The organism is Chryseobacterium sp. AG844, assembly GCF_003182335.1.
Taxonomy (GTDB): domain Bacteria; phylum Bacteroidota; class Bacteroidia; order Flavobacteriales; family Weeksellaceae; genus Chryseobacterium; species Chryseobacterium cupriresistens.
Map to the genome: position 1 here is coordinate 272,887 of NZ_QGTV01000001.1, position 25,429 is coordinate 298,315.

Genomic DNA, 25,429 nt, shown 5'->3' on the forward strand with positions numbered 1-25,429 from the left:
GTTTATGATAAAATTTTACCTTATTTCTTTTCGCAAGCTTTGATGAAAGCTCTGAATAAAGGATGCGGTGTTGCTACCGTACTCTTATATTCCGGGTGATACTGAACCCCTACATAGAACGGGTGATCAGGAAGTTCAAGCGCTTCTACCAAACCTGTTTCAGGGTTAGTACCTGTAGCAAGGAAACCATTCTTTTCAAATTCCTGAAGATAATCACTGTTGAATTCATAACGGTGACGGTGTCTTTCAGAGATATTTTTGTTTCCGTAGATATCGTATAATTTAGAACCGTTTTTCAATGAGCACTTCCATGCTCCAAGACGCATTGTTCCTCCTTTATCTACTACATTTTTCTGTTCTTCCATCAAAGAAATTACAGGATCAGGAGTAGCGGTATCAAATTCCATGGAGTTTGCTTTGGTATGTCCTAAAACATTTCTTGCAAATTCAATCGTCATAATCTGCATTCCTAAACAGATTCCCAACATTGGAATTTTATTTTCTCTTGCATATTTTGCGGTAAGAACTTTTCCTTCAATTCCTCTGTCTCCGAAACCTGGAGCTACAAGGATACCATTCACACCTTTCAGCGTATCTTTGATATTTTCTTCAGTAATATCACCACTGTATACCCATCTAACTTTGACTTCAGTTTCAAGGTCAGCTCCGGCATGTTTGAAAGCCTCAGCAATTGAAATGTACGAATCCTGAAGGGAAACATATTTTCCAACCAAAGCAATTTCAACGGTTTTCTTAGGATTCTGGAATTTTTTAAGGAAACTCTTCCAGTCTTTAAGATCAGCATCTTTATCACTTTTCAGATCCAGTTCTTTCAAAACTACATCATCAAAGTTCTGCTTCTGAAGGTACATCGGAACTTCATAAATGGTTTCAAGATCTTTACATTCAATAACATTATCTAAAGGAACGTTACAGAACTGAGCCAATTTTGCTCTCTGATCTTTAGGAATTTTATGTTCTGTTCTGCACACCAAAACATCAGCCATAATTCCGCTTTCCATCAGCTGACGAACGGAATGCTGGGATGGTTTTGTTTTTAATTCTCCACTTGAAGCCAGATAAGGCAGTAAAGTAAGGTGAATCACCATAGAATTACTCTCTCCCAATTCCCACTTCAACTGGCGAACAGTTTCAATGTATGGTAAAGATTCGATATCCCCTACAGTTCCTCCGATCTCAGTAATAATGATATCGTAGTTCTGTTTTGAAAGGATTTTAATTCTACGTTTGATTTCGTTAGTAATATGAGGAATTACCTGAACTGTTTTTCCAAGGAAGTCTCCTTTTCTTTCTTTTTCAATTACAGTCTGGTAGATTTTTCCTGTAGTAACGTTGTTGTTTTGGGATGTAGGAGCATCAAGGTAACGCTCGTAGTGGCCTAAATCCAGATCCGTCTCTGCACCATCTTCAGTCACATAACACTCTCCGTGCTCATAAGGATTCAAAGTTCCTGGGTCGATATTGATATAAGGATCTAATTTTTGGATCGTTACATTAAAGCCGCGTGATTTTAGTAGAAGTCCCAGAGAAGCAGAAACGATTCCCTTTCCCAAAGATGAAGTTACACCTCCTGTCACAAAGATGTACTTTGTATTCTTTTTACTCATTAGATTAGGTTTGTGCAAAGTTAGGGGAAAAAGAAATACAAAGCAATCTTTTACATTTTGAAAATGATAAAACACCCCTCAAACAACTATAAAACCAGATAAAAATTTTTATTAATATTGATCTAAACAAATGAAACAAAGCTACAACCCAAAGGATTGTCGCCTATCAGCAAAAAAGGTTTTCCATTTGAGCGGAAAACCTTTTTATATTTTATATTCTGAATATTATTGCTTAGTCAGTTCAAAGTAAGCTGTTACTTCAACATCTTTCGCGATTCCGGCTCCTGACGGGTCATATTTGATTCCATAATCCAGACGATTCACGGTAAATTTGGTCTGAATTCCCATAATCTCTTTTCCGTCCTTATTTTTTGTAATTCCTCCAAACGTAACCGGAGCAGTAATTTCTTTTTCCACGCCCTTCATCGTCAGTTTCCCTTTTACGATGTAATTATTGTTCTTATCTTTTGTAACGGAAGAACTCTTAAATTCAATCGTAGGATATTTGGCAACATCGAAAAACTCTTCGCTGATAAGATGTCTGTCTCTCATGTCCACTCCTGTATTAATGGAAGGGACACTGATAGAAAAACTCAAATCGGCATTATCCAGATTAGCACCACCAGTGGCTGCTTTTCCGTCAAATTTATCAAACCTTCCCTGCACAAAACTGATTCCCATATGCTTGATATTAAAATTGATTGATGAATGCATCTGGTCTACCTGCCAGCTTCCCTGTGCAAAAGCAACAATACTTACAAGCGTAAATACGAAAGATAAAAATACTTTTTTCATTGTAATGATATTTTACATTAATATATTTTAATTGAATAAAGCTAAGATATGAAAGATATTCCTATCGCAGACGTATTAGTTTTTTTATATTAACCCCATTTACATTCTGAAAAAAAAATGCTTTTTTATAACTTCGCAGTATGGCAAAACTGAAAACAGCATATTTCTGTCAAAACTGCGGAACCCAGTATCCTCAATGGCTGGGGCAATGTAAAAACTGTGGAGAGTGGAATACATTAGTGGAAGAGGTTGTAGAAAAACCTTCTCACAAAACGCCTCCCTTTTCGAAAACCAAACAACATGTTATCAATATTGTTGAAGTGGAAACGAGCGAAGAGCCGAGAATAAAAACACCTTCCGAAGAGCTGAACCGTGTTTTAGGAGGCGGCATCGTTTTAGGTTCTGTAACTTTGATTGGTGGTGAACCGGGAATCGGGAAATCTACCCTTCTGCTTCAGCTTGCTTTAAAAATGAAGAAAAAAATCTTCTATGTTTCCGGGGAAGAAAGTGCTTCTCAGATCAAAATGAGAGCAGACAGGCTTACGGATATTCAGAATCCGAACTGTTTTCTTTTTACGGAAACTTCACTGGAAAAAATCCTTCATGAGGCTAAAAAGCTGGAGCCGGATTTCATGATTATTGATTCTATCCAGACCCTGCAGTCTCAATTGATAGAAAGTTCTCCGGGAACCGTATCCCAAATCCGGGAATGCTCCAATGAGATTATCAAATATGCCAAAGAAAACAATACTCCGGTATTTCTTGTAGGTCACATCACCAAAGACGGACAGATTGCCGGACCAAAGGTTCTTGAGCACATGGTGGATGTCGTTCTGAATTTTGATGGAGACCGGAACCACCTGTTCAGATTACTAAGAGCCAATAAAAACCGTTTCGGATCCACTTCAGAAATCGGAATTTATGAAATGATCTCACAGGGATTGAAAGAGATTAAAAACCCTTCGGAAATTCTGATTACCAAGAAGTTTGAGGAACTTTCAGGGAACTCCGTTGCAGTAACTCTGGAAGGAAACCGACCGATGCTTCTTGAAATACAGGCATTGGTAAGTACCGCCGTTTATGGTACTCCTCAAAGAAGCAGCACCGGTTTTGATTCCAAAAGACTGAATATGCTTTTGGCCGTACTGGAAAAAAGAGCAGGTTTTCAGTTGGGAGCAAAAGACGTCTTCCTTAATATTACCGGAGGAATAAAGACAGACGATCCGGCACTGGATCTGGCGGTGATCGCTTCTGTTCTTTCGTCTAATGAAGACATTGCGATTTCCGAACATTACTGTTTTGCCGGAGAAATTGGTCTGAGTGGAGAAATCCGTCCGGTAGCCCAGATTGAGCAGAGAATTACTGAAGCAGAAAAACTGGGTTATGAAAAAATATTTGTTTCCAACCTTAATAAAATCCCGAAAAGAAAATTTGGAATCAAGATTGAAGAAGTGAGTAAAATTGAGGATTTTCACGAGAGACTGTTCTAGAGTGAATGGTCAATTTTGCTTCGCAAGTCAATGGTCAATTGGAGTGTGGATAAAAATTCACAAGCGAAGAGGATTCATTATAGGTAAAATGTGAATGGTCAATTTTGCTTCGCAAGTCAATCGTCAATTGGAGTGTGGATAAAAAATTCACAAGCGAAGCGAATTCACTTTTCACCTTTCACTATCCACATTTAATTCATACCTTTAAATTATGAATTATCTGGCTCATTCTTTTCTTTCTTTTACCGACGGTCAGATCGTGGGGCAATTTCTCGAAGATTTCATCCGCAACAGAGATCGTTTTTCTTTCCCGAAGGAAATTCAGGACGGAATTACCCTGCACAGAGCGATTGATACATTTACAGATTCTCATCCTGCTATTCACGAAGCCAAAAAAGTATTTGCTCCTTTGGTAAGACTATACGCCGGTGCATTTGTGGATGTGTCAATGGACCATTTTGTAGCCAGAGATCTTTCCCTGAATTCCCTGGCAGAATGGAAAGCACATTCTCTTCATGTTTACAGTGTTTTGAATGCCCATGAACAGTGGCTCCCTGAAAATTTTAAAAAGATGCTGGTTAAAATGGAACAGGATGACTGGCTTTATAATTACCGTGAAGACTGGGGAATTAAATTCAGTATTCAGAATGTACTGAATAAAGCCAAATATCTGGATAAAAATATTCCTGTTTTTGAAGCTTTTTTAAAAAATAAAGATCATCTTCAGCAGTGTTATGACGATTTTTTTCCTGATCTTCTTGCTCATGCAAAAGGGATCAGCACATTACTCCAGCTGGAAAATTAATAAACTTTAAATTTGTCTTATTGTTTAAAACGCAAAGATTAAATTAAGTTTTGTTATTATTAAGTGAGCTAAGAAGGCGACAAAGCCGCTGAAAAAGCTGCATGGATTTGGTACCGCTTAGAAAGAATCAACAAAGTTGATTCCTCCTTTGCTTCCTCAAAAATATAATATTATACGCTGAAATCTTTGCGTGAAATTACAATATACTAAATATATATTCTTAGAACTGTTTATAGAGATAACGGTTGGGATAGGTAAGTTTTTCACTGTTTCTTTGCCCGTTTACAATGATATGAACAATATTGATCTGATCATCAAAAAGGTTATACAAAAAACTGACTGCTGTTTCTACTTTTTTCGGAGTGGCCACCGGTTCTGATTCAAGAAAGATATCTACAGATTCCTGATCTTCTTCATAACCAATATAATTTACTTTTAAAAATTTGTTATCAGCCTTTAACCTGAAATATTCTGAACAATATTTTTGCAGGGCATCATTCAGTTTCGCCTTATATTTTTCGTCATTAAAATGGAAAGCACTTCCATATTTTTTCCCCAGCCCATTTTCCATGTCATCAAGAAAGAATCTTCCGGTTACTTCAAAGGTTCTGGATTTTGAATTATAATTAATTTCAACAGATCCTACATGGTATGGATGAACCGCATCACTGCTCACAAAGCTCTGAAAAACAATTGTCATCAAAAAAAGAAATCCCCAAAAAAACTTACCCGGCATGAATTTTATTTTACAGCAAATATAAAAAAAGCAGCAGTTATACAACCGCTGCTTTTGATTATAATGGATTGATGAATTTATTGCTTCATTACTTTTTTCGTAATTTTTGTGTTATCATCCAATGCAATGGTAAACAGATACGTTCCTCTTACCAGTTCTGAAACATCAATTTTACCGGAATTTTTATCCACATTGACCGTTTTAACCAATTTTCCTGAAGCATCATAAATAGTTACTGTCCCTTTAGAATATCTGCCTAACGATACATTTACAAAATCTTTTGCAGGATTCGGGGTGATGTTCACTTCTGAATTTATTTTAATATCTGCTGTTCCCAATGTTGTTCCTGTTTTTACAAAATATCCGCCAAAACCTGTCGTCTGGAAGCTCACTTCCCAATATTGGTAAGTATCATTCCAGATAATATCTGCAATATTCGGGGTAATAATTGTGGCAGTTCCTCCAAAAGAAGCTACGGTACCTGTAGTACTTGTTCCTGTATATTTTTCAATAAGAAGATTTGCTTTATTTGCAACATCAGTAGGTGAAGTAGGTAATTTCACTGCATTGCTCAGATTATAGGCATCGAAATCACTCTGTTTGAAATATAAGGTTACTTTACCGGTTGCTGTGGTAGTGTTTGCATCCGAATTGATTTCATATCTTCTTGCCACATAGTTGGGCTGTGCATTATCAACCCACACTTTGGCTGTTACATTTCCTGTTACGGTACTGGCTGTTTCTTTTTCTATTCTTGAGATAAGCTGGCAGGAATTTGTAAAATAATTGTAACCATTTGTCACCGTACTGGCTTTCGTCTGGTTGGAAGTTGCCAAATTCTTTACTTCAGCAACATTTTCGTAGACCACGGCTCTCATTTTAAGATCAAATGTTCTTGAAGTCCAGGTAGTACCGTCTGTAGAAGTCTTAGATCTGTTATTCACTACTGCATTTTCAGCTTTCATGGCAATCCTTCCTCCTAACCCGTTTACGACAATATAAAATTCTTTTCCGGTTACCATTTGAATATTCAGATCTGAAAGGTTCACATAATTCCAGGTAAATCTTTGAACGTTATTAAGCCATGAAGTAATGGTTTTAGTCGCTATAATATCTCCGGGGTTTCCATTAGCATCCACTTTTCTGATTTGAATATCAACCGGAATATCCGAAGGAAGAGAAGTACCTGTTAAGAATGAAAAACCGCCCAGTTTTCCTGTCAATGTCGGCGTATATCTTACTGCCAGGGCAATATTATCAAAGTAATAATTAGATTCTGTATTGGCGATAATATAAGGTTCATCGTATCCTACAGTTTCAAAATTAGATTTTACACATCCTAATTCATCCGTTACAGCTTTGTAAATATCTAATTTCCCATATCCCCATCTCATATTGGGAACAGTTCCTGTTGCCCCATCCATTCTTGCATTGGAAGTAAGACGTGCTTTCACCTGGGCTGCCGTTAATGAAGGATTAGCCTGAAGCAGTAAGCCGACAGCTCCTGCTACCCCCGGTGAAGACATACTTGTTCCCTGGTTTTTTACATAATAATTGGTTCCGGCAATAATATCTGTTGAGCCAGGAGCAGAATCAGCTGATCGGGAAGAAATCACGTTCTGTCCTGAGCCTGCAATATCCGGTTTCTGGACACCATCTACTCTTGGTCCCTGGGCACTGAATGAAGAGATGGATTCTTGCGGAGTAAGTGTAAAGTAGCCGCTTGCTCCACTGTACCAACTGGCTCTTCCCATATAAGAAGCTACCGTGATGGCGTTGGAAGCATTTCCCGGTGATCCTACAATATATTCATTATCCCCGTTTTGTAAGGTGGTTTGCACTCCCTGACTATACAGCCAGCCGTGGGCTGTGATCTGCTGGGTTCCGTTGTTGGTAATTTCCAATGAATAATTCCCCTGGACATTGGTGGTTCCGGAGGTTCTGGTCACTACCAACTGTACATATCTTTTATTGTTGTCGTTACTCCAATAGTTGTACATGGTTGCGGTAAGACCTCCTCCCAATATAGTGTGAGCGGTGTTTGTACTGACATTCTGTGTATACTGCTGTCCGTCCGGAGTGGTTAATTTTGCAGTAACGGGAGTATTGTCATTGGCATACATAATGAATGAGAATACTGAAGCTGCGGAAGTGTTGCTTGCTACGGTAAAGTTATAGGTCTGTGCCGCACCGGCTGCAATATCTACTTTTCTGTGAAGATTAGCTCCGTAATCATTTCCTGCTGAAATCACAACAACTCTTCCCGCTCCTGAAGTGGTAAAACTATTCACTGCTACTTCATGGCTGGAGGTTCCGTCGTGGGCACTGCTCTGACCACCGATACTCATATTAACGACAATGGGCTTATTAAGAGCCGTTGCTACATTCTTGAAATACGTTAAAGCATTAATGGTATTGGTTGTGGGGAAAGACCCGTTGCCACCTTTTACAAAAACAATATCTGCATCAGATGAGAATCCCTTATGTCTTTTATCGGCAAAGGCTGCACCATTCCCGGCTGCTGTACCTGAAACGTGGGTTCCGTGACCATTAATATCATTTTCACGAACAAAACCTGTGGGTGTTCCGTCCAGTTCATCTTCAATCTGTGCTCGGGTATATTCTACACCAGTAGAAAACCCTACCGGGGCGGTTTCTCCCGCCTGTGCAGTTAATGTCTGATCCCAAATGGAAACAATTCTGCTTTTGGTCTGATCATTGGCTTTTCTGAAATCCGGGTGTTTCCAGTCTATTCCGGTGTCATAAATTCCTACCAGAACACCTGTACCGTTATAAGCGGTGTTATTGAAAACTCCATCCTGCAAAAGACTTGCTCCGGACTGAGCTCTGCTCACATCATTATGAAGTTCATCAAATTCCGGCGCCATTACAGAGGTTACATAAGGAAGCTGCATCAGTCTTTCAATATCTTCAATGGTAACCAAAGCTGTGGAGAAAGCCGGCAGCTGGCTCTGAATAATAAAACCGTCTGCTTTCAGTTTTTCCGGTTCTTTGGTATAAATAATACATGAATACATGGTTTGTGCTCCCTTTGAAGTCACTACCAGATGCTTATCAAGTTTCATATCAGGACGTTCCAAATCTTTAACAGATCTTCCATTGGCAATATTTTCCTTATTTTTCAATAAAATATCAAACCGGGAGTCAAGTTTTTGTACCTGTCCGTAAAATACATAGGAGTATAATCCTAAAAACGCTGCTGCAGCATTTCTGAGAAGCTTCGCTCCTCCGGGTGAAATGTTTACATTTGTAGAAAATAATTTTTTAATATCCATAATTCATTTTTAAGCAATACAATTATACAATTTTTATTCAATATATCAATAAGCCAAGATATTAATAACAATCAAGCTTAAAAATTAAACCAAATAATAAAATCAATCATATTTTAACAATATATTCAAAATATAAAATTTTTTAACCAAAATGCAGGATTTTCTTTTTTATTTACACCTTGGATGGGAACACATTATTTCACTGGATGCCCTTGATCATCAGCTTTTTGTTCTGGCTTTAATTGCTGTTTATTCTTACAGTGACTGGAAAAAAATTCTGATTCTTGTTACGGCATTCACCATTGGACATTCCATTACATTAGCACTAAGTATTTTGGATATTTTCAGAGTTCCTTCCGACTGGGTGGAATTTTTAATTCCTTTAACCATTGTTCTGACCTCTCTGGATAATATTATCATGAAAAACCAGAAACAAACTCTGATGCGGGCCAATTATTATCTTGCATTGATCTTCGGCCTTGTTCATGGGATGGGATTTGCCAACACCGCAAGAGTAATGATTGCCAAAAGCCAGAGTATAGCCTTACCTCTGCTTGGCTTCAATATCGGGCTGGAACTTGGCCAGATTGTAATTGTTTTTGCTATTTTGATCGTCCTTTTCATTCTGCTCAATCTTTTTAAAGTGAATAAAAAAGACTGGATTTTATTTGTCTCTTCAGGCGTATTTGCTTTATCCCTAAAAATGACTTTGGAAAGAATTCCTTTTTAAAATTTAAATATTCATATTAATTCAACAGGTAATTACTATCTTTGATCATCAAAAAATCATTTCGGTTATGAAACTAAAAGTTGTTATACTTTCACTTTCTGTATTTGCATATACAGGTTTCACCGCACAAAATATTCAGAATAACCCTGGCAGCAATCATGGCAACAAGTTTGAGCAGCTGGGCACTATTCTGCCAACACCCAACATTTATAGAACGGCATCAGGAGCTCCCGGTCACGGATACTGGCAGAACAGGGCCGACTACAACATCACCGCTTATCTGGATGAGGATAAAAGAAACCTGAAAGGTTCAGAAACGGTAACTTATTACAACAATTCGCCTGATGATCTGGATTATATCTGGCTTCAGCTTGATGAAAATGAACATTCCAGCATTAGAAATGCAGGATATGATACGTCATCTGTTCTTCACCCTTCAACAACAGACCAGCAGCTTAAAATAACAGAACTTCCTGTTAAGGATAACGGGTATGGTGTAAGTCTTGAGAAAGTGACTGATGTTTCAGGTAGTCCTTTGAAATATACAGTCAACAAGACTATGATGCGTATTGATCTTCCCAAGGTTTTGAAAAAGGGTGAGAAATTCGTTTTCAAAGTAGACTGGAACTACAATATTCCCAATAGAATCAAAATGGGCGGCCGCGGCGGTTATGAAAATTTCCCTGAAGACGGCAACGATCTGTATACCATGGCACAATGGTATCCGAGAATGTGTGTGTATAGTGATTTCCAGGGCTGGCAGAACCACCAGTTTACCGGAAGAGGTGAATTTGCGCTGGTTTTCGGAGACTTTAAAGTTTCAATGAATGTTCCTTCCGATCATATTGTTGGCGGAACCGGAGAGTGTAAAAATTATGACCAGGTATTAACGTCTGATCAGCTGTCAAGATACAGAAAAGCTGAAAATGCTTCTGAACCTATTGAAATTGTAACTTTGGATGAAGCCAAGAAAGCGGAAAAAAATCATTCAAAACAAAGAAAAACATGGGTTTTTGAAGCGAAGGATGTTCGTGACTTTGCCTGGACTTCTTCCCGAAAATTTGTATGGGACGGAATGCGTGTAACCATTCCTGAAAACAATAATAAAGTAATGGCAATGAGCTTTTATCCAAAGGAATCTTATGGTCTTTACAGAAAGTTTTCCACAAAAGCGGTTGCTCATACCATTAAAACCTATTCGGAATTTACAATTCCTTATCCATACCCTGTAGCCCAATCTGTAGAAGCGGCCAACGGAATGGAATATCCGATGATCTGTTTCAACTTCGGAAGAACCGAAAAGGACGGAACCTATTCTGAAGGGACCAAAAACGGAATGATCGGAGTTATCATCCACGAAGTTGGGCACAACTTCTTCCCTATGATCATCAATTCTGATGAAAGACAATGGGCATGGATGGACGAAGGTCTGAATACTTTTACAGAATACCTTACAGAAGAAAAGTGGGATAATAAATTCCCATCCAAAAGAGGACCGGCATGGACCATCGTAGATTATATGAAACTGCCGAAAGATCAGCTGGAGCCTATCATGAGCAATTCTGAAAATATTGTTCAGTATGGGCCGAACGCGTACTCAAAACCTGCAACCGGATTGAATATTCTTCGTGAAACAATTATGGGAAGAGAGCTTTTCGACAAAGCTTTTAAAACGTATGCCAAAAGATGGGCTTTCAAACACCCTGAACCTGCAGATTTATTCCGTACCATGGAAGATGCCAGCGGTGAAGACCTTGACTGGTTCTGGAGAGGCTGGTTCTACGGTACAGATCCTGTAGACATCGCTATTGATAAAGTAACGGTAGCCGTTCCTGATCTTGAGACGAATCCTAAAGCTGCTGCTGAAATAAAATATCAGGTAGAAAAACCATTGGTCAACAATTTTGAAGATCTTTCAAAAATCAGAAACAGAGAAGATAAGAATATTAAATTCTATGCAGACGGCGATAAGGATGTTCAGGATTTCTATTACAAATATGACAGAGGGCAGGAAAAGGTAGATAATAATAAGCAATATAGCATCAAAACCGAAGCTGGTCTTCCTTTAGATGCTAAGGATAAAGAGAAATTCAAAAATATTACAGGATATCAGATCGATTTTGTCAACAAGGGCGGATTGGTAATGCCTATCATTCTTGAGTTCACGTTTGAAGACGGTTCAAAAGTATATGATAAATCTGCCGCACAGATCTGGAGGCTGAATGAACAAAAAGTTTCCAAGACCTATTATTTTGATAAGAAAGTGAAATCTATTCAGCTTGATCCCATGAGAGAAACTGCTGATATTGATACCACCAATAATTTCTGGAGCAGCACCGGAACAGGTACTGAAACTTCAAAATTCCAGCTTTTCAAACAAAAACAGGAAGGCGGGAATGTAAGAGGAGGCTCAACCGGAAAGGTTAATCCAATGCAGGCTGCAGGAAAAAGTTAAAACCAAAAGGTTGTAACTTTTAAGTAATACAGCACTACTCCATATTAAAAAGACAAAGAATACTTCTTATAACCTTTTTAATATGGAGTATTTTTTTGTTTAAACCTGTTCATCCCAAGTTCATTCATCCATTGAACTACCTTAAAATACCAACACCTTTCTTTCGTCTATAAAAAATATAACAACCTGACTTAAAAAGTTTTATATTTGAATAAACATCAACATCAATGTCAAAAACCTGATTGACAATAAATGTTCAGGATTAAAAAAACAAAATATTACTTATGAAAAATGCCAAATTACTAAGCAGAGATGCTCAGAAAACCATCAATGGGGGGCTTGCTGCCAGACTCGTATGCTGCGAACGCGACGACAACGGAAAATGTACTTTATGGATCGGACCGGGACAAAATTGTCCTTAATCTGTAAACTGATAACAATTAAAATAAAGCCGGAGTTTTCCGGCTTTCCTTTTTATATTCTCAAGCTCCGGATTTCGGATAAAAACCATTAATAACTGATAATCAAAATTTTATTATAAAAATTATGAACAAAAATATATCACATTATAAGGAAAAACAGTATCTTTGATTCACTTCTTTTACACCAAATGTCAAAATCCTGATTGACTTTAAATGTTCAGGGATATACAAAACAAAATATTATTAACTATGAAAAATGCCAAAGTATTAAGCAGAGATGCTCAGAAATCTATCAATGGCGGAGCAGCAGGACGTTTTTGCTGCGAGTACAATTACAAAGGACAATGTATCCTGTGGATCGGACCGGGGCAGTATTGCCCGTAAACCCGTTACCTGATAACAATTGAAGATAAAGCCGGAAATTTCCGGCTTTACTTTTTTAACTTAAATGTTCTTTTACATTCTTTTTATAGGTTCTCCCCAATGGAAGTTCATCACCGTTTTTCAAAAAAACATGGCTGGAATTATACGAATTAATATGTTCTGATAATACAATATAAGATTTATGGATCCGGATAAATCCCAAATGCTGAAATTTCTCTTCAAAATTGGACATTCTCTCCAGAATCATATATTTTTTCAAAGGCGTCATCAAAACAATATATTCACCGAATCCCTGTATCCACAGAATATCTTTAAGGAAAACCTTGTTCATCACATAATTGGATTTGAACACAATAAAATCTTCCTGCTGCCGGCTGCCGGCCGAACTTTTAAACTGAACAAAATCCCTTGCTTTATGGACTGCTTTTTTAAAGGTATCAAAATCCACAGGCTTGATAAGATAATGAACGACATCCAGCTCAAAGGCTTTCACTGCATATTTTGTTTCCAGGGTAAGAAAAATACACAACGGCGGATCAGGAAGCTGCTGCAAAAGCTCTACTCCATTGATGCCGGGCATATTGATATCAAAAACAACCAGATCTACTTTATGGGTCTTCAGAAATGCAAGCGCTTCCTCCGGTTTCTGAAATGAAGCCAGCAGATCAACTCCTTCAAGCTGATCACAATATTGTTTTACAAGCTGTAATGCAGGGTATTCATCATCTACATTAACGATAGTCAGGTTAGCCATTGATAATAATTGTTAAAGCAATTTTATACTGATCATTTTCTTTCGGGCCGGAATAAAATTCATACTGATCAGGATAAAATTTTTCCAATATATGAATTATGGCTTCATTTCCCAACCCGTGATAATCAGATTCAGCGACAAGAGTTCCATCTTTCCCGACAGAATTTATAATTTCAAAATACAGTTCGGAGCGCTCAATATGACAGAATAATTTTATAAAAGCGTGAGCATCTTCTCCTATTGCCGAATGTTTTAAAGCATTTTCAAATAATGTAAGGAGTATAGCGGACGGTATTTCAGCAATTTCAAATTCTTCCTGATCTTCAATATCCATGACAATATCCAGCTGATTATTATATTTAAGCTGATACAAAGCGGCAAGTGCCTTCAGGGAAGAAAATTCCTGAGAAACGGTTACTTTTTCTTTCCCGCTGTCATAAATAATATATTTCAAAAGCTTGCTCAACTGCAAAATAGAATCCGATGTCTTCTCCGAATGGGTCACACTGTTGGCATAGATATTATTAAGGGTATTCAGCAAAAAATGAGGGTTCAGTTTAGACTTCAGCAAATCAAGATAAAGCTGATCTTTTTCTTCTCCAAGGCTGATCACATCCTGTTCTATTAAAAATTTGTCTTTGGTAATTCCCAAAAAAGAGCCTACCAGAATGATGATTCCCTGTGAGATATACACGTTATACAAGAATCCGACGTGGTAGCCTTTACCACTGAAATCCATCTGAAAAACGGCAGGTTCCCAAAGAATTCTGAAAAGACTGGACCCCAGAAAAAGGATCAGAGCATAGAGGATAAACTCCGGGTATTTATTGGACAAATAGAACCGGGGAACCAGATAATAGTACACCAGATAGTAAATTCCCACATTGAAAATGGTGTTCAAAATAATGCTTATTACCAACTGAGTTGAGTTCAGGAAGTAGTTTTCGGTGAAATAAGTCATCAAAATGAAGATAAAAAGGAAAAAAACATGCTGAAACCTCAACAAAAAATTCCAACGGTACTTCATAAGACTTTCCAGAATTTTACCACTAAATAAAATTCTGATAATCAATAATATAAAAATAAAATTAATGATTAAAAACATAGTCCATACCTTATTTTGAAACGCCTCAAATATAAATATCTTTTTGTCTCAAAATGCAGTTCGTTGAGAAAAACTGTCATTGATTGAAAAATTCCAGAGCCGCTCTTTCTAATAAATATATTTGAAAAAGTACAATATTAACCCAATATTATATGAAAATCAATATAAAATTAACCCTTATTTTATCATTATGTTTATTCAACGGACTTTATAGCCAGAGTAAAGATAATTACAATATGTGGTTTCAGTACCTGATGTCAGCAAAACTTACCGATAAAAGTACTTTAACGGCACTTACCCAGTACCGTTCCTTCGATCTGGCTTATGACACAAGACTTTTTCTGGTAAATGCCTATGTAGATTATGAAGTAGCTGAAAATATTAGACCTGCCGCAGGAGCTATGTTTCTGATCCTCGAATCTTATAATGCCGACGATTCTAAAAAGATAAGATATGAAAAAAGACCATTCCAGCAGGTAACTGCTGATTATTATATCGGAAGGACATCAGTTTCCAACCGTCTTAGGGTGGAAGAGCGTTTTCTCAGCAACCCCAATGAATTTGAGGTAAGACTCCGGTATCTGATCTCTGTACGTATTCCCTTCAACAAAAAAGGAGAAAAAGAAAAACTCTACGGTATTCTTAAAAATGAAATAAGAATGAATATGGATAAAGCAGAACCTTTCGACAGCAATCGTATTACGGCAGGCCTGGGAATAAAAGTGGGAAAAAATTCTGCTCTGGAACTAGCCTTTATCAATCAGATGGAAACCGGAAAAACAAGCAATTACGGATTTATAGGCTTCAGAAACAGTTTTGACTGGAGAAAAAAGAAACAACAATAACCTCATTAATATTTATAGATAACTATGCTTACATTTCTTGGTTTTTTAATGATTTTCATCTTCATGATCCTGATCATGAACAAAAAGATGACCCCGCTTACGGCTTTGGTCATTGTGCCGGTAACTATAGCCCTTTTTGCAGGCTTTGGTCCTCAGTTGGGGGACATGATGAAAAACGGTGTCAAAGAAATAGCTCTGACCGGTGTTATGCTGATCTTTGCGATCCTTTATTTCAGTTTAATGATAGATACAGGACTTTTTGAACCGTTAGTGAATATAATTTTAAAAGCAGTTGGAGACAATCCCATCAAAACAACAATAGGAACTGCTGTTCTTACAGCATTGGTTTCATTGGATGGTGATGGTTCATCTACCTATTTAATTGTCGTGGCTGCTATGCTTCCGTTATATAAAAAACAAGGGATGAATCCGCTGATTCTTACCTGTATTATTATGCTTGCCGGGCAGATTATGAATATTCTTCCCTGGGGAGGACCAACAGCAAGGGTAATGAGTTCCCTGAAGCTTGGCCACACTGAAATATTTGTGCCTATGATTCCTATTATGGCAATAGGTATCCTGTGGGTTATATTTGTTGCCTATATTTTGGGCAGAAGGGAAAAAATACGAATCGCAAAACATGGTAGGTTTACACGCTACAACAGCAATGATATTATTGGCGAAGCAGATCCTGCACTTCGCCGCCCGAAACTGATTCTGATCAATCTTGCTCTTACCATTACCCTTTTGGTAGTCATGATTCTTGATATTGTTCCTTTAGGGATTGCCTTTATGATTGCTTTCTGTATCGCTTCCATCATCAATTATCCCAAATTAAAAGACCAGCAGAAAATCATTTCCAAACATGCAGGAAATGCCCTATCAGTGGCCGGAATGATCTTTGGAGCCGGAATTTTTACAGGAATACTGAACGGATCGGGCATTATGCAGGCAATGGGAAACAGTATGATAGAAATAGTTCCTAAGAGCTGGGGCGGTTATATGAATATTGTGACAGCCTTATTCAGTATACCGTTTACTTTTTTCCTATCCAATGATGCCTACTACTTTGGAATATTGCCCATTATCGTTGCTACCGGTCATCAATTGGGAATTTCACCGGAAATATTGGGAAGAGCAAGTCTTATCGGGCAGGGTTCTCACCTTCTCAGTCCATTGGTTCCGTCTACTTATCTGTTGGTATCGCTGGCGGGTGTGGAGTTTTCAGATCATTTGAAATATACATTAAAGTGGGCCTTAGGATCATCAGTCATCATGTTGCTGAGTGCATTGATTCTTGGTATTATATAAGGTTATATCTTTGAATTTCGTAATCTTATTATCTATAAAAAAGTGAATGATGAAAACTGTTAAGCAAAAAACATTTACAGACTCCTATTTAAGAAACCTTACCCTGTATGTTTTCACGGCTATTATCTGTGGCGCATTAACGGGTTATTATTTTCCGGAAGTCGGTAAACAGCTGGAAAAGGTAAGCAGTTACTTTTTTATGCTTCTTGAAGTGTTGATCATTCCTGTTATTTTCATTGCGGTGACTTATGGCGTAAGCTATATTTTCAGCACTAAAAATGCTTTTAAAATTGTAATCCAGATGGTTCTGTATTTTTTAATCATCACTTCCATAAGCATTGTATTGGGAATCGGGTCCGGTCTTCTTTTAAAACCGGGAGCCAACACGGGAATTATTATTTCTTCGCACAAGGCACTTCCGGAAAGATTTTTAACAACGGCCAGCAACCCACTGCATATCAGCAACTATGTACTGTTTCTGTTCATATCCATATCTGCGGGAGTTGTGATTGGTGTTTCGAAGAAGAGAAATAACATCTTTAAAGCTTTAGACGCAGGAAGAAATTTGTTTTTCAGGCTCATCAAATATGTGTATCTGTTTCTGCCGATAGTCATTTTCTGTAACATCGCTTATGGCATTTCGGTATATGGAATCAATACTTTGCTGCCTTTAAGTAAAATTGTGGCCACTGTATATCTTACCAGTGTATTTTTTATTTTCGGAATATTAGGGATTGTAACGGCTTACTTTAAAATCAATCTCTGGGATTTTTTAATCAGCATCAAAGAGGAAATTATTCTGGTAGTAGCCACTTCTTCTTCCAAGATGGCGTTCCCTATGATTTTTGATAAAATGGAATCTCAGGGTTATGACCGGAAAATTCTTCGTCTTATAATTCCTCTCGGATACAATTTTAATCTGGCGGGCGCCTGCATTTATCTTTCAATATCGTGTATTTTCCTGGTCCAGTTATATAATATCCCTCTTACGTTACAAGATTATTTCTGGCTTTTTATCACCATTTCCATTGCTTCCAAAACAGCTTCGGGAGTACCGGGATCAGGTTTTCTTGCGCTGATGTTTACCCTAAGCAGGTTTGGAAAAATTCCCACTACAGATCTTGCATTGCTGTACAGTGTAGACCGCTTTATGAATGAAGCCAGATCTGTCACCAATTTCATCGGCATTTCAGTTTCCGCTGCCATTATTTCAAAACTTAATCAAAATTCTATTCCTTTAAAAAATGATGTTTCCTGATTTTACCCACCTTTTCAATGACATATTACAAAACCCTGCAAAATCGATAGCCATTATCGGCAATCTGATCCTTATTGAAAGCCTTCTCTCCGTAGACAATGCCGCCGTATTGGCAACCATCGTCATGGACCTGCCCGAAAATCAAAGAAAAAAAGCCCTGAAATACGGAATTCTTGGAGCTTATGTATTTCGCGGGCTTGCTCTTATTTTCGCCTCCGTACTCATTTCCGTGTGGTGGCTGAAACCACTGGGAGGATTATACCTGATCTATATTTCCTTTGACTGGTTTGTCAAAAAAATAAAAAACACAAATGATGAAGAAAATCCGGAGGAAAACCCCGACAAAGAATCCAGCTGGTTGTATAAAAATTCAATTGGATTGCTGGGCCAGTTCTGGGCAACGGTTGCTATTGTGGAAGTGATGGATCTTGCTTTTTCTATCGATAATGTCTTTGCAGCAGTGGCTTTTTCAGATAATTTACTTTTAATCACACTGGGTGTTTTTATTGGAATTTTAGCGATGAGATTTATTGCGCAGTGGTTTGTCCGTTTGATGCAGGTATTTCCTTTTCTGGAAACAGCGGCTTTTATTGTCATTGCCATTTTAGGAATTAAATTAAGTCTGTCCTTATACGAGCACTTCTACCCTGCTACGGCATTCGCTCATTTCTTAGGCAGCCATACCATGGAAATTTTAGTTTCCGCCATTACCGTTCTGTTGTTTGTAGTACCGGTAGCAACCAGTTATCTTTTGGGATTTCCGGCCCGCAAAAAATAATTTTTCTGCCAAATTTTCACATTCGGAAATAAAAATCTGCCATTTCAGCCATCAGCGTCTCATGGCATACATTTAGAGAATTACAACACAGAAATAATTAAAAAATTAAATATATTATGTCAGTAAACTTTAAACCATTGGCAGACAGAGTTCTGGTAGAGCCAATCGCAGCAGAAACTAAAACAGCTTCAGGAATCATTATCCCGGACACTGCAAAGGAAAAGCCGCAAGAAGGTACTGTAGTAGCAGTAGGTCCTGGTAAAAAAGACGAGCCTACAACGGTTCAGGTAGGTGACAAAGTACTTTATGGTAAATATTCAGGTTCTGAATTGAAGTTGGAAGGTAAAGATTATTTGATCGTAAGAGAAGCTGATTTATTGGGAATCATCGGTTAAGCTTCTGGCTATTGGCTTCTGGCAAATGGCTTTTTTTCTACATGAAAATTAATGTATGAGAGATTTTAAAAAATTTGAAGTATGGCAATTAAGTCATCAGTTGACATTGAAAATTTATACTTCAACCAGAAGTTTTCCAAAAGAGGAAATTTTTGGACTCACCTCTCAAATCAGAAGATCATTTGCATCTATTGGATATAATATCTCAGAAGGAAGCGGCAGAAATTCAGATAAAGAATTTGCCAATTTCATTAATATTGCTCTGGGATCATCCAATGAAGCCGAAAACCAATTAATTCTCGCCAAAGATTTAGGATACATTCATGAAAATGATTATCACAATCTTTTGGAAGAGTTGACAACATTAAAGAAAAAGCTTGTCACTTTGTGGAACAGGCTCAATGGAAATTAAAAATTAAAGTTAAACACGCGAATTGCAAAAGCTAAAAGCAAAAAGCAAGTCGCCAAAAGCTAAACAAACATGGCAAAAGAAATAAAATTCGATATTGAATCAAGAGACGCTCTAAAAAGAGGGGTTGATGCATTAGCAAATGCAGTAAAAGTAACTTTAGGTCCTAAAGGGAGAAACGTAGTAATCGAAAAATCTTTCGGTGCTCCACACGTAACTAAGGATGGTGTTTCTGTAGCAAAAGAAATCGAACTTGAAGATAAGGTAGAAAACATGGGAGCTCAGATGGTGAAAGAAGTAGCTTCCAAAACCAATGATATCGCAGGAGACGGTACTACTACCGCTACTGTATTGGCACAAGCTATCGTAAGAGAAGGTCTTAAGAACGTAGCGGCTGGTGCTAACCCGATGGATCTTAAAAGAGGGATCGACAAAGCGGTAACTGCTGTTGTGGAAAACCTTAAATCTCAATCTCAGGAGGTTGGAGATTCTTCAGAAAAAATCAAGCAGGTTGCTTCTATCTCTGCCAACAACGATGATACCATCGGTTCTTTAATCGCTGAAGCGTTCGGAAAAGTAGGTAAAGAAGGAGTAATCACTGTAGAGGAAGCTAAAGGTACTGATACAACCGTAGACGTTGTAGAAGGTATGCAGTTCGACAGAGGATACCAGTCACCTTACTTCGTGACGAACCCTGAGAAAATGTTAGCTGAACTTGAAAACCCATATATCCTTTTAGTAGAGAAGAAAATTTCTTCAATGAAAGAATTGTTACCAGTTCTTGAGCCAATTGCACAAGGTGGTAAGTCTCTATTAATTATCTCTGAAGAAGTGGAAGGAGAAGCTTTAGCTACTTTGGTGGTAAACAAACTAAGAGGTTCTCTTAAAATTGCTGCTGTAAAAGCTCCGGGATTCGGGGACAGAAGAAAAGCAATGTTAGAAGATATCGCGATCCTTACAGGTGGACAGGTAATTTCTGAAGAGCAAGGTTTCACTATGGAAAACATCTCTTTGGATATGCTTGGAACTGCTGAGAAAGTAACGATCGACAAAGACAACACAACAGTTGTAAACGGTGGTGGTGACGAAGCGAAAATCAAAGGAAGAGTCGCTCAGATCAAAGCTCAGATGGAAACTACAACTTCTGACTACGACAGAGAAAAACTTCAGGAAAGATTAGCTAAGTTAGCTGGTGGTGTTGCTGTTCTTTACGTAGGAGCTGCTTCTGAAGTAGAAATGAAAGAGAAAAAAGACAGAGTAGATGATGCATTACACGCTACAAGAGCAGCTGTTGAAGAAGGTATCGTTGCCGGTGGTGGTGTTGCTTTGGTAAGAGCCATCTCTGCACTTGACAATCTTTCAGGATCTAACGCTGATGAAACAACAGGGATCAAAATCGTGAAAAGAGCTATCGAAGAGCCATTAAGACAAATCGTTGCCAACGCAGGTGGTGAAGGTTCTGTAATCGTTGCTAAAGTAGCAGAAGGATCAGGAGACTTCGGATACAACGCGAAAACTGATGAGTACGTTCACATGCTTGAAGCAGGAATCATTGACCCAACTAAAGTAACAAGAGTTGCCCTTGAAAACGCAGCTTCTGTATCTGGAATGCTTTTAACAACTGAATGTGTAATCACTGAAGTGAAGAGCGCTGAACCAGCTATGCCAATGGGTGGTGGAATGCCAGGAATGATGTAACAGCGTGTCGCTGAGACAAATTTAATATACTAACCGCTCTGCTTTTGTAGGGCGGTTTTTTTTGTGAAAATTTTAAGACAAAGATACCTGGATTGACATCCTTGTCAAGGTTTAAAACCTTGACAAGGATCTGCTGAAATATACTTGAAAACGCAGCTTCTGTTTCCGGAATGCTTCTTACAACTGAATGTATAATCACTGAAGTGAAGAGCGCTGAACCAGCTATGCCAATGGGTGGAGGAATGCCAGGAATGATGTAACAGCGTGTCGCTGAGACAATTTAATATACTAACCGTTCTGATTTTCAGAGCGGTTTTTTTTGTAGATTATGGTTTTCCGTAGAGAAATGTTATCTAAATGCATTATTTTGGTATTAAAGAAAATTAATAATTTTAACAAACTAACAATATGAAAATTCGTAAAGTAAAATGGAAAGGACATCCGATTTTAGGTGATTTAGAACTTGACTTTTTAAAACCTGACAATACGCCTTTTGATGTGGTAGTTTTTGCAGGAGAAAATGGCGTGGGAAAAACATCAATTCTTGAAACAATTGCCACATTCGTAAATTTAGGTTCATTTGAATTTTTTGAATTTATAGAATACGAAACAGAAGGTAAAATAGTCCGAGCAGTACCGACGGATTCAGAAATCAACACTTTTTATAATTTGATAGATGGCGAAAGTACAACAACAATATATGCGGGCAAGGGACGTGTCCATAAAGAATCAGATGAAAACCCTTTAACTATAAGCTATAATGGAGGAGTATTCTCTAAAGCTAGAGCTGATTTCAAAACTGAGAAAATTCAATCAACAACGGTTAAACAACTTGATGTGGAGAAATTTGATAATGATCAGGAAGAAGACTTCACATCTCTAAAACAGCTTTTAGTTGATATTGATAATCAAGACAATGCAATTTATGCACGACTAAATAGAGACCGAGGAGAGAACAATCCATTAAATTGGAAAGAGTTCTACCCAACATCTAAGACATTTAGGTTCTCCAAAGCATTTGATGATTTTTTCCCAAATATGAAATATGAAAAAGCAGATGATGTTGATGGAGAAAAAACAATTCTATTCAAAAAAAATGGTAAATCAATATCAATTGATAATTTAAGTACTGGAGAGAAACAAATTGTATTTAGAGGAACTTACTTATTGAGAAATATAAAGAATCTAACCAAAGCTTTAATATTTATTGACGAACCAGAGCTAAGTATGCATCCCAAATGGCAAAAAAACATTTTAGAATATTACGAAAATTTATTCACTACAGACAATATCTTAAATTCACAAATGTTTTTTTCTACACATTCTGAACATGTATTGAACAGTGCATTAAATAAAAAAGAAAATCATATTATAATAATATTAGAAGACACACAAGGTACAATAGAATCAAAAAAAATAAATGCTCCTTCCGTTTTGCCTTCAATTACAACTGCTGAAACCAATTATGTTGCATTTGATATAATTTCTAATGATTATCATATCGAACTTTATGGCTATCTACAAGAAAAATTCCAGTTACGTAAAGTAAAAGATACCGATGAATATATTGTAAATCAAACTCAATTTTATAATCCAGCTATACATCAAAAAGTATATACATATAATCATTCCAGAGGAACGACAACTTATAATAGTCTTTCAACATATATTAGAAATTGTATTGACCATCCTGATCAAATTCATAGTTATTCAGAGGCAGAAATAAAAACATCCATAAAATTACTTATTGAACTTTGTCAACAACCATCTCCTGTCTGATAGTGTAACAAGCATGTTCACATGCTTGAAGCAGGAATCATTGACCCAACTAAAGTAACAAGAGTTGCCCTTGAAAACGCAGCTTCTGTTTCCGGAATGCTTCTTACAACTGAATGTGTTATCACTGAAGTGAAGAGCGCTGAGCCAGCTATGCCAATGGGTGGTGGAATGCCAAGAATGATGTAGTAACGTAAGCTAAGACAAATTAATATATAGACCGCTCTGCTTTTGTGGAGCGGTTTTTTTGTGGAATATGGTTTTCCGTAATGAAATATTAACAAGACATTTTAAATTAGTCAGAACAAAAACTAATTAACACGAGTAGTATAAATTATGAAATCAATCCTAATTATTGGAGCCAGTAATGCTGGAAAGTCAACAACTGCACAAGAAGTTTGTAAACAACTTCAACCAACCAAAGTATTTAGACTAAATATTTCAGAAGAAAAATTAATAGAAGCTGAAATAAAAAATATTTTCAATAATACTTTTATTATTGAAGTAAATGGTAAACTTATTTTAGTTGTTGCCGGAGCAACAACTGAACAAGGTTTCAAAATTACAGCTATAATCGATGTTTGTTTAAGATTAAAGCTTAATATATCTTTCGCCATTGTATCAATGAGAAGTTTTGAAAGAACAAAAGGATTTAACACTAAAAATCAATTATCCTCAATATCGGAAATATTGCTGGAAGAAAGAATCTATAAGATTAATGCCGAAGATTTTAGAAACTCAAAAGAATGGAAAAGTAGAATTGAAAAAATAATTAGCATAATTAAAGATAATATTTAAAGCCACCACTATCGCACTTTTTGCATAATGTGGTAGCCGTGTGTCGCTAAGACAATTTAATATATAGACCACTCTGCTTTGTAGGTCGGTTTTTTGTTGAATATGGTTTCCCGTAAAAAATATTATTACAAACGCTTTAAATTTGTATAAAACTTAAATATAAATAAATAGCATTTGTAATTTTATAATTATTATATAAAAATGATTTACTATATCGTTTAAATTTGAATTTTATCACATAATAAAAACTATGCTTCCAAACTCTACTTGCTTTTTAACAAAAAAAAATAAATCAATTACCTTCACAGAAAAAATAAATTCTATTTCAATTTTGCATTTTATTAGCGCAGTAAAATATGCATTGAAACTAGGTTATAATAGATTAACAATTGATTTTACTAAAGTTCAAAAAGTTTTCCCAAATGGGATGCTACCAATAATTTGTACTATTGACGAACTTCGAAACTCAGGTATTCAAATTTATGTAAAGCTTCCAAAACATCACGAGACTCGAAGAATGTTTAGAAGTGTAAATTGGGCACACTTTCTTTCTCCAGAACAGTATGATAAATCAGAATCACATTATGATAGACATTTAGTTACCAGAAGATTTGAAACAGCTGAAGAGCAAAAAAGTGTAGTTGATGATTTTATGGATGTTGTATTGAGAAATCTACAAGTTCCAAAAGACATTTTATCAGGACTGGAATGGTCAATTAACGAAATCACTGATAATGTTCTAAATCACTCAAATTCCAAACATGGGGGTATAATTCAAGCAAGTACTCAAACTAAGGAAAAAAGAGTTGTTTTTGCAGTTGCAGATTCAGGAAGAGGAATATTAAAATCAATGCAAGAAGGTTTCCCTGATTTACGAACAGATTTAGATGCAATTGGTGAAGCTATTAAGTCAGGAGTTACAAGAAACCCGAAATTTGGGCAAGGTAATGGGCTAGCTGGGACATTAAGAGTTACAACACAAACTAAAGGTTCAATTGAAATCTTAAGCGGTTTAGGTCGTTTAAAAGTCACTGAATTAGAAACTACACGTAGAAAAAATTCACTCTCCTACAATGGGACATTAGTAAGTGGCGAAATTAATCTTATTGAAGAGTTTTCAATCGCAAAAGCTTTAGATTTCGATGGAAGTGGTCAAAACTATATTCCATCAAATATAATAGATTATAAATACGAAGATGAAGAGGCAGATATTCTCAAATTAATAATGAAGAATGAAACAACTGGCTTCGGCTCAAGAAAATCAGGACTTCAAATTAGAACTAAAATAAAAAATCTAATTGATGCTAGAGAGGGATATCCACTAATCATAAACTGGGAAGGAGTTCCTGTTATTTCTAGTAGTTTTGCAGATGAAATGATTGGAAAGTTATTTTTAGAAATGGGAGCAATGTCCTTTTCTTCCATAATACGAAATATTAACATGGAACCATTAATTACTAATCTTTTAGATAAAGCTGTCTCTCAAAGATTAACTCAAGCTCTTGATGATGAACAATAAATTGTCAACTCTGTAAAGCTCAACTTTGCCAGCTTAATAAAC

The 25,429-nt window shown here is 36.9% G+C and carries 22 protein-coding genes and 1 pseudogene; 17 read left to right on the top strand and 6 right to left on the bottom strand.

Annotated elements, in window-relative coordinates; genetic code table 11:
• Window positions 1-20: 20 nt before the first annotated feature.
• Both DEU40_RS01105 and DEU40_RS01110 read right to left on the bottom strand, forming a co-directional pair.
• Entirely contained in the window at window positions 21-1,628 is a 1,608-nt protein-coding gene (locus DEU40_RS01105) for a CTP synthase (RefSeq protein WP_110008139.1), read from the bottom strand.
• Window positions 1,629-1,853: 225 nt separating this feature from the next.
• On the bottom strand, window positions 1,854-2,423 hold the full coding sequence (locus tag DEU40_RS01110) for a YceI family protein (RefSeq protein WP_110008140.1): 570 nt from the start codon (window positions 2,421-2,423) through the stop codon (window positions 1,854-1,856).
• A 140-nt stretch (window positions 2,424-2,563) separates the two neighbouring features.
• Here DEU40_RS01110 and radA point away from each other — a divergent pair, with 140 nt between their 5' ends.
• A complete protein-coding gene (radA, locus tag DEU40_RS01115) occupies window positions 2,564-3,913 on the top strand; it encodes a DNA repair protein RadA (protein WP_110008141.1) in 1,350 nt (449 codons plus the stop codon).
• A gap of 211 nt (window positions 3,914-4,124) precedes the next feature.
• Window positions 4,125-4,718, top strand: a complete 594-nt coding sequence (locus tag DEU40_RS01120; RefSeq protein ID WP_110008142.1) for an ACP phosphodiesterase — start codon at window positions 4,125-4,127, stop codon at window positions 4,716-4,718.
• A 220-nt stretch (window positions 4,719-4,938) separates the two neighbouring features.
• Here DEU40_RS01120 and DEU40_RS01125 read toward each other — a convergent pair whose 3' ends face one another.
• Together DEU40_RS01125 and DEU40_RS01130 are read right to left on the bottom strand one after the other, a co-directional pair.
• Window positions 4,939-5,454, bottom strand: a complete 516-nt coding sequence (locus DEU40_RS01125; protein ID WP_110008143.1) for a DUF6702 family protein — start codon at window positions 5,452-5,454, stop codon at window positions 4,939-4,941.
• A gap of 77 nt (window positions 5,455-5,531) precedes the next feature.
• Entirely contained in the window at window positions 5,532-8,750 is a 3,219-nt protein-coding gene (locus DEU40_RS01130; RefSeq protein WP_110008144.1) for a S8/S53 family peptidase, read from the bottom strand.
• A 151-nt stretch (window positions 8,751-8,901) separates the two neighbouring features.
• Between DEU40_RS01130 and DEU40_RS01135 the strand changes: the two genes are divergently transcribed.
• The 4 genes from DEU40_RS01135 to DEU40_RS22750 all read left to right on the top strand — a co-directional run bounded on the left by DEU40_RS01135 (window position 8,902) and on the right by DEU40_RS22750 (window position 12,741).
• Window positions 8,902-9,480, top strand: coding sequence for a HupE/UreJ family protein (locus tag DEU40_RS01135; protein WP_110008145.1), 579 nt, complete (start codon window positions 8,902-8,904; stop codon window positions 9,478-9,480).
• 67 nt (window positions 9,481-9,547) lie between these two features.
• The gene (locus DEU40_RS01140) at window positions 9,548-11,935 is read left to right on the top strand and encodes a M1 family metallopeptidase (RefSeq protein WP_110008146.1); all 2,388 of its coding nucleotides are present in this window, start codon (window positions 9,548-9,550) and stop codon (window positions 11,933-11,935) included.
• 284 nt (window positions 11,936-12,219) lie between these two features.
• On the top strand, window positions 12,220-12,357 hold the full coding sequence (locus DEU40_RS22275) for a hypothetical protein (RefSeq protein WP_167348788.1): 138 nt from the start codon (window positions 12,220-12,222) through the stop codon (window positions 12,355-12,357).
• Between the two features lie 249 nt (window positions 12,358-12,606).
• Window positions 12,607-12,741, top strand: a complete 135-nt coding sequence (locus DEU40_RS22750; RefSeq protein WP_262484577.1) for a hypothetical protein — start codon at window positions 12,607-12,609, stop codon at window positions 12,739-12,741.
• A gap of 55 nt (window positions 12,742-12,796) precedes the next feature.
• Here DEU40_RS22750 and DEU40_RS01145 read toward each other — a convergent pair whose 3' ends face one another.
• Both DEU40_RS01145 and DEU40_RS01150 read right to left on the bottom strand, forming a co-directional pair.
• Window positions 12,797-13,495: a LytR/AlgR family response regulator transcription factor gene (locus DEU40_RS01145; RefSeq protein ID WP_110008147.1), complete on the bottom strand. Its 699-nt coding sequence runs from the start codon at window positions 13,493-13,495 to the stop codon at window positions 12,797-12,799.
• Window positions 13,488-14,456: a sensor histidine kinase gene (locus tag DEU40_RS01150; RefSeq protein ID WP_228406418.1), complete on the bottom strand. Its 969-nt coding sequence runs from the start codon at window positions 14,454-14,456 to the stop codon at window positions 13,488-13,490. Before DEU40_RS01150 ends, DEU40_RS01145 begins: the two co-directional genes overlap by 8 nt.
• A gap of 296 nt (window positions 14,457-14,752) precedes the next feature.
• On the opposite strand from DEU40_RS01150, the gene DEU40_RS01155 reads away from it, so the two are divergent.
• The 11 genes and pseudogenes from DEU40_RS01155 to DEU40_RS01205 all read left to right on the top strand — a co-directional run bounded on the left by DEU40_RS01155 (window position 14,753) and on the right by DEU40_RS01205 (window position 25,387).
• Entirely contained in the window at window positions 14,753-15,445 is a 693-nt protein-coding gene (locus tag DEU40_RS01155) for a DUF2490 domain-containing protein (RefSeq protein WP_110008148.1), read from the top strand.
• A gap of 24 nt (window positions 15,446-15,469) precedes the next feature.
• Complete coding sequence (locus DEU40_RS01160) at window positions 15,470-16,756, top strand: CitMHS family transporter (RefSeq protein WP_110008149.1); 1,287 nt, start codon at window positions 15,470-15,472, stop codon at window positions 16,754-16,756.
• Window positions 16,757-16,802: 46 nt separating this feature from the next.
• Window positions 16,803-18,014 (top strand): cation:dicarboxylate symporter family transporter, encoded by a 1,212-nt coding sequence (locus DEU40_RS01165; protein WP_228406419.1) that lies wholly within the window; start codon window positions 16,803-16,805, stop codon window positions 18,012-18,014.
• A complete protein-coding gene (locus tag DEU40_RS01170; protein WP_110008150.1) occupies window positions 18,001-18,792 on the top strand; it encodes a TerC family protein in 792 nt (263 codons plus the stop codon). The genes DEU40_RS01165 and DEU40_RS01170 overlap by 14 nt, the downstream gene beginning before the upstream one ends.
• A gap of 116 nt (window positions 18,793-18,908) precedes the next feature.
• Window positions 18,909-19,187, top strand: coding sequence for a co-chaperone GroES (gene groES, locus DEU40_RS01175; RefSeq protein ID WP_002976538.1), 279 nt, complete (start codon window positions 18,909-18,911; stop codon window positions 19,185-19,187).
• A 55-nt stretch (window positions 19,188-19,242) separates the two neighbouring features.
• Window positions 19,243-19,599 (top strand): four helix bundle protein, encoded by a 357-nt coding sequence (locus tag DEU40_RS01180; protein ID WP_110008151.1) that lies wholly within the window; start codon window positions 19,243-19,245, stop codon window positions 19,597-19,599.
• Between the two features lie 69 nt (window positions 19,600-19,668).
• Window positions 19,669-21,294, top strand: a complete 1,626-nt coding sequence (groL, locus tag DEU40_RS01185; RefSeq protein ID WP_062675889.1) for a chaperonin GroEL — start codon at window positions 19,669-19,671, stop codon at window positions 21,292-21,294.
• Between the two features lie 408 nt (window positions 21,295-21,702).
• A complete protein-coding gene (locus tag DEU40_RS01190) occupies window positions 21,703-23,073 on the top strand; it encodes an AAA family ATPase (protein WP_110008152.1) in 1,371 nt (456 codons plus the stop codon).
• A gap of 9 nt (window positions 23,074-23,082) precedes the next feature.
• Window positions 23,083-23,259 (top strand): annotated as a pseudogene (groEL, locus tag DEU40_RS01195) (chaperonin GroEL); the annotation flags it as partial.
• A 147-nt stretch (window positions 23,260-23,406) separates the two neighbouring features.
• On the top strand, window positions 23,407-23,868 hold the full coding sequence (locus DEU40_RS01200) for a hypothetical protein (protein WP_110008153.1): 462 nt from the start codon (window positions 23,407-23,409) through the stop codon (window positions 23,866-23,868).
• A 250-nt stretch (window positions 23,869-24,118) separates the two neighbouring features.
• On the top strand, window positions 24,119-25,387 hold the full coding sequence (locus tag DEU40_RS01205; RefSeq protein ID WP_110008154.1) for an ATP-binding protein: 1,269 nt from the start codon (window positions 24,119-24,121) through the stop codon (window positions 25,385-25,387).
• Window positions 25,388-25,429: the final 42 nt, after the last annotated feature.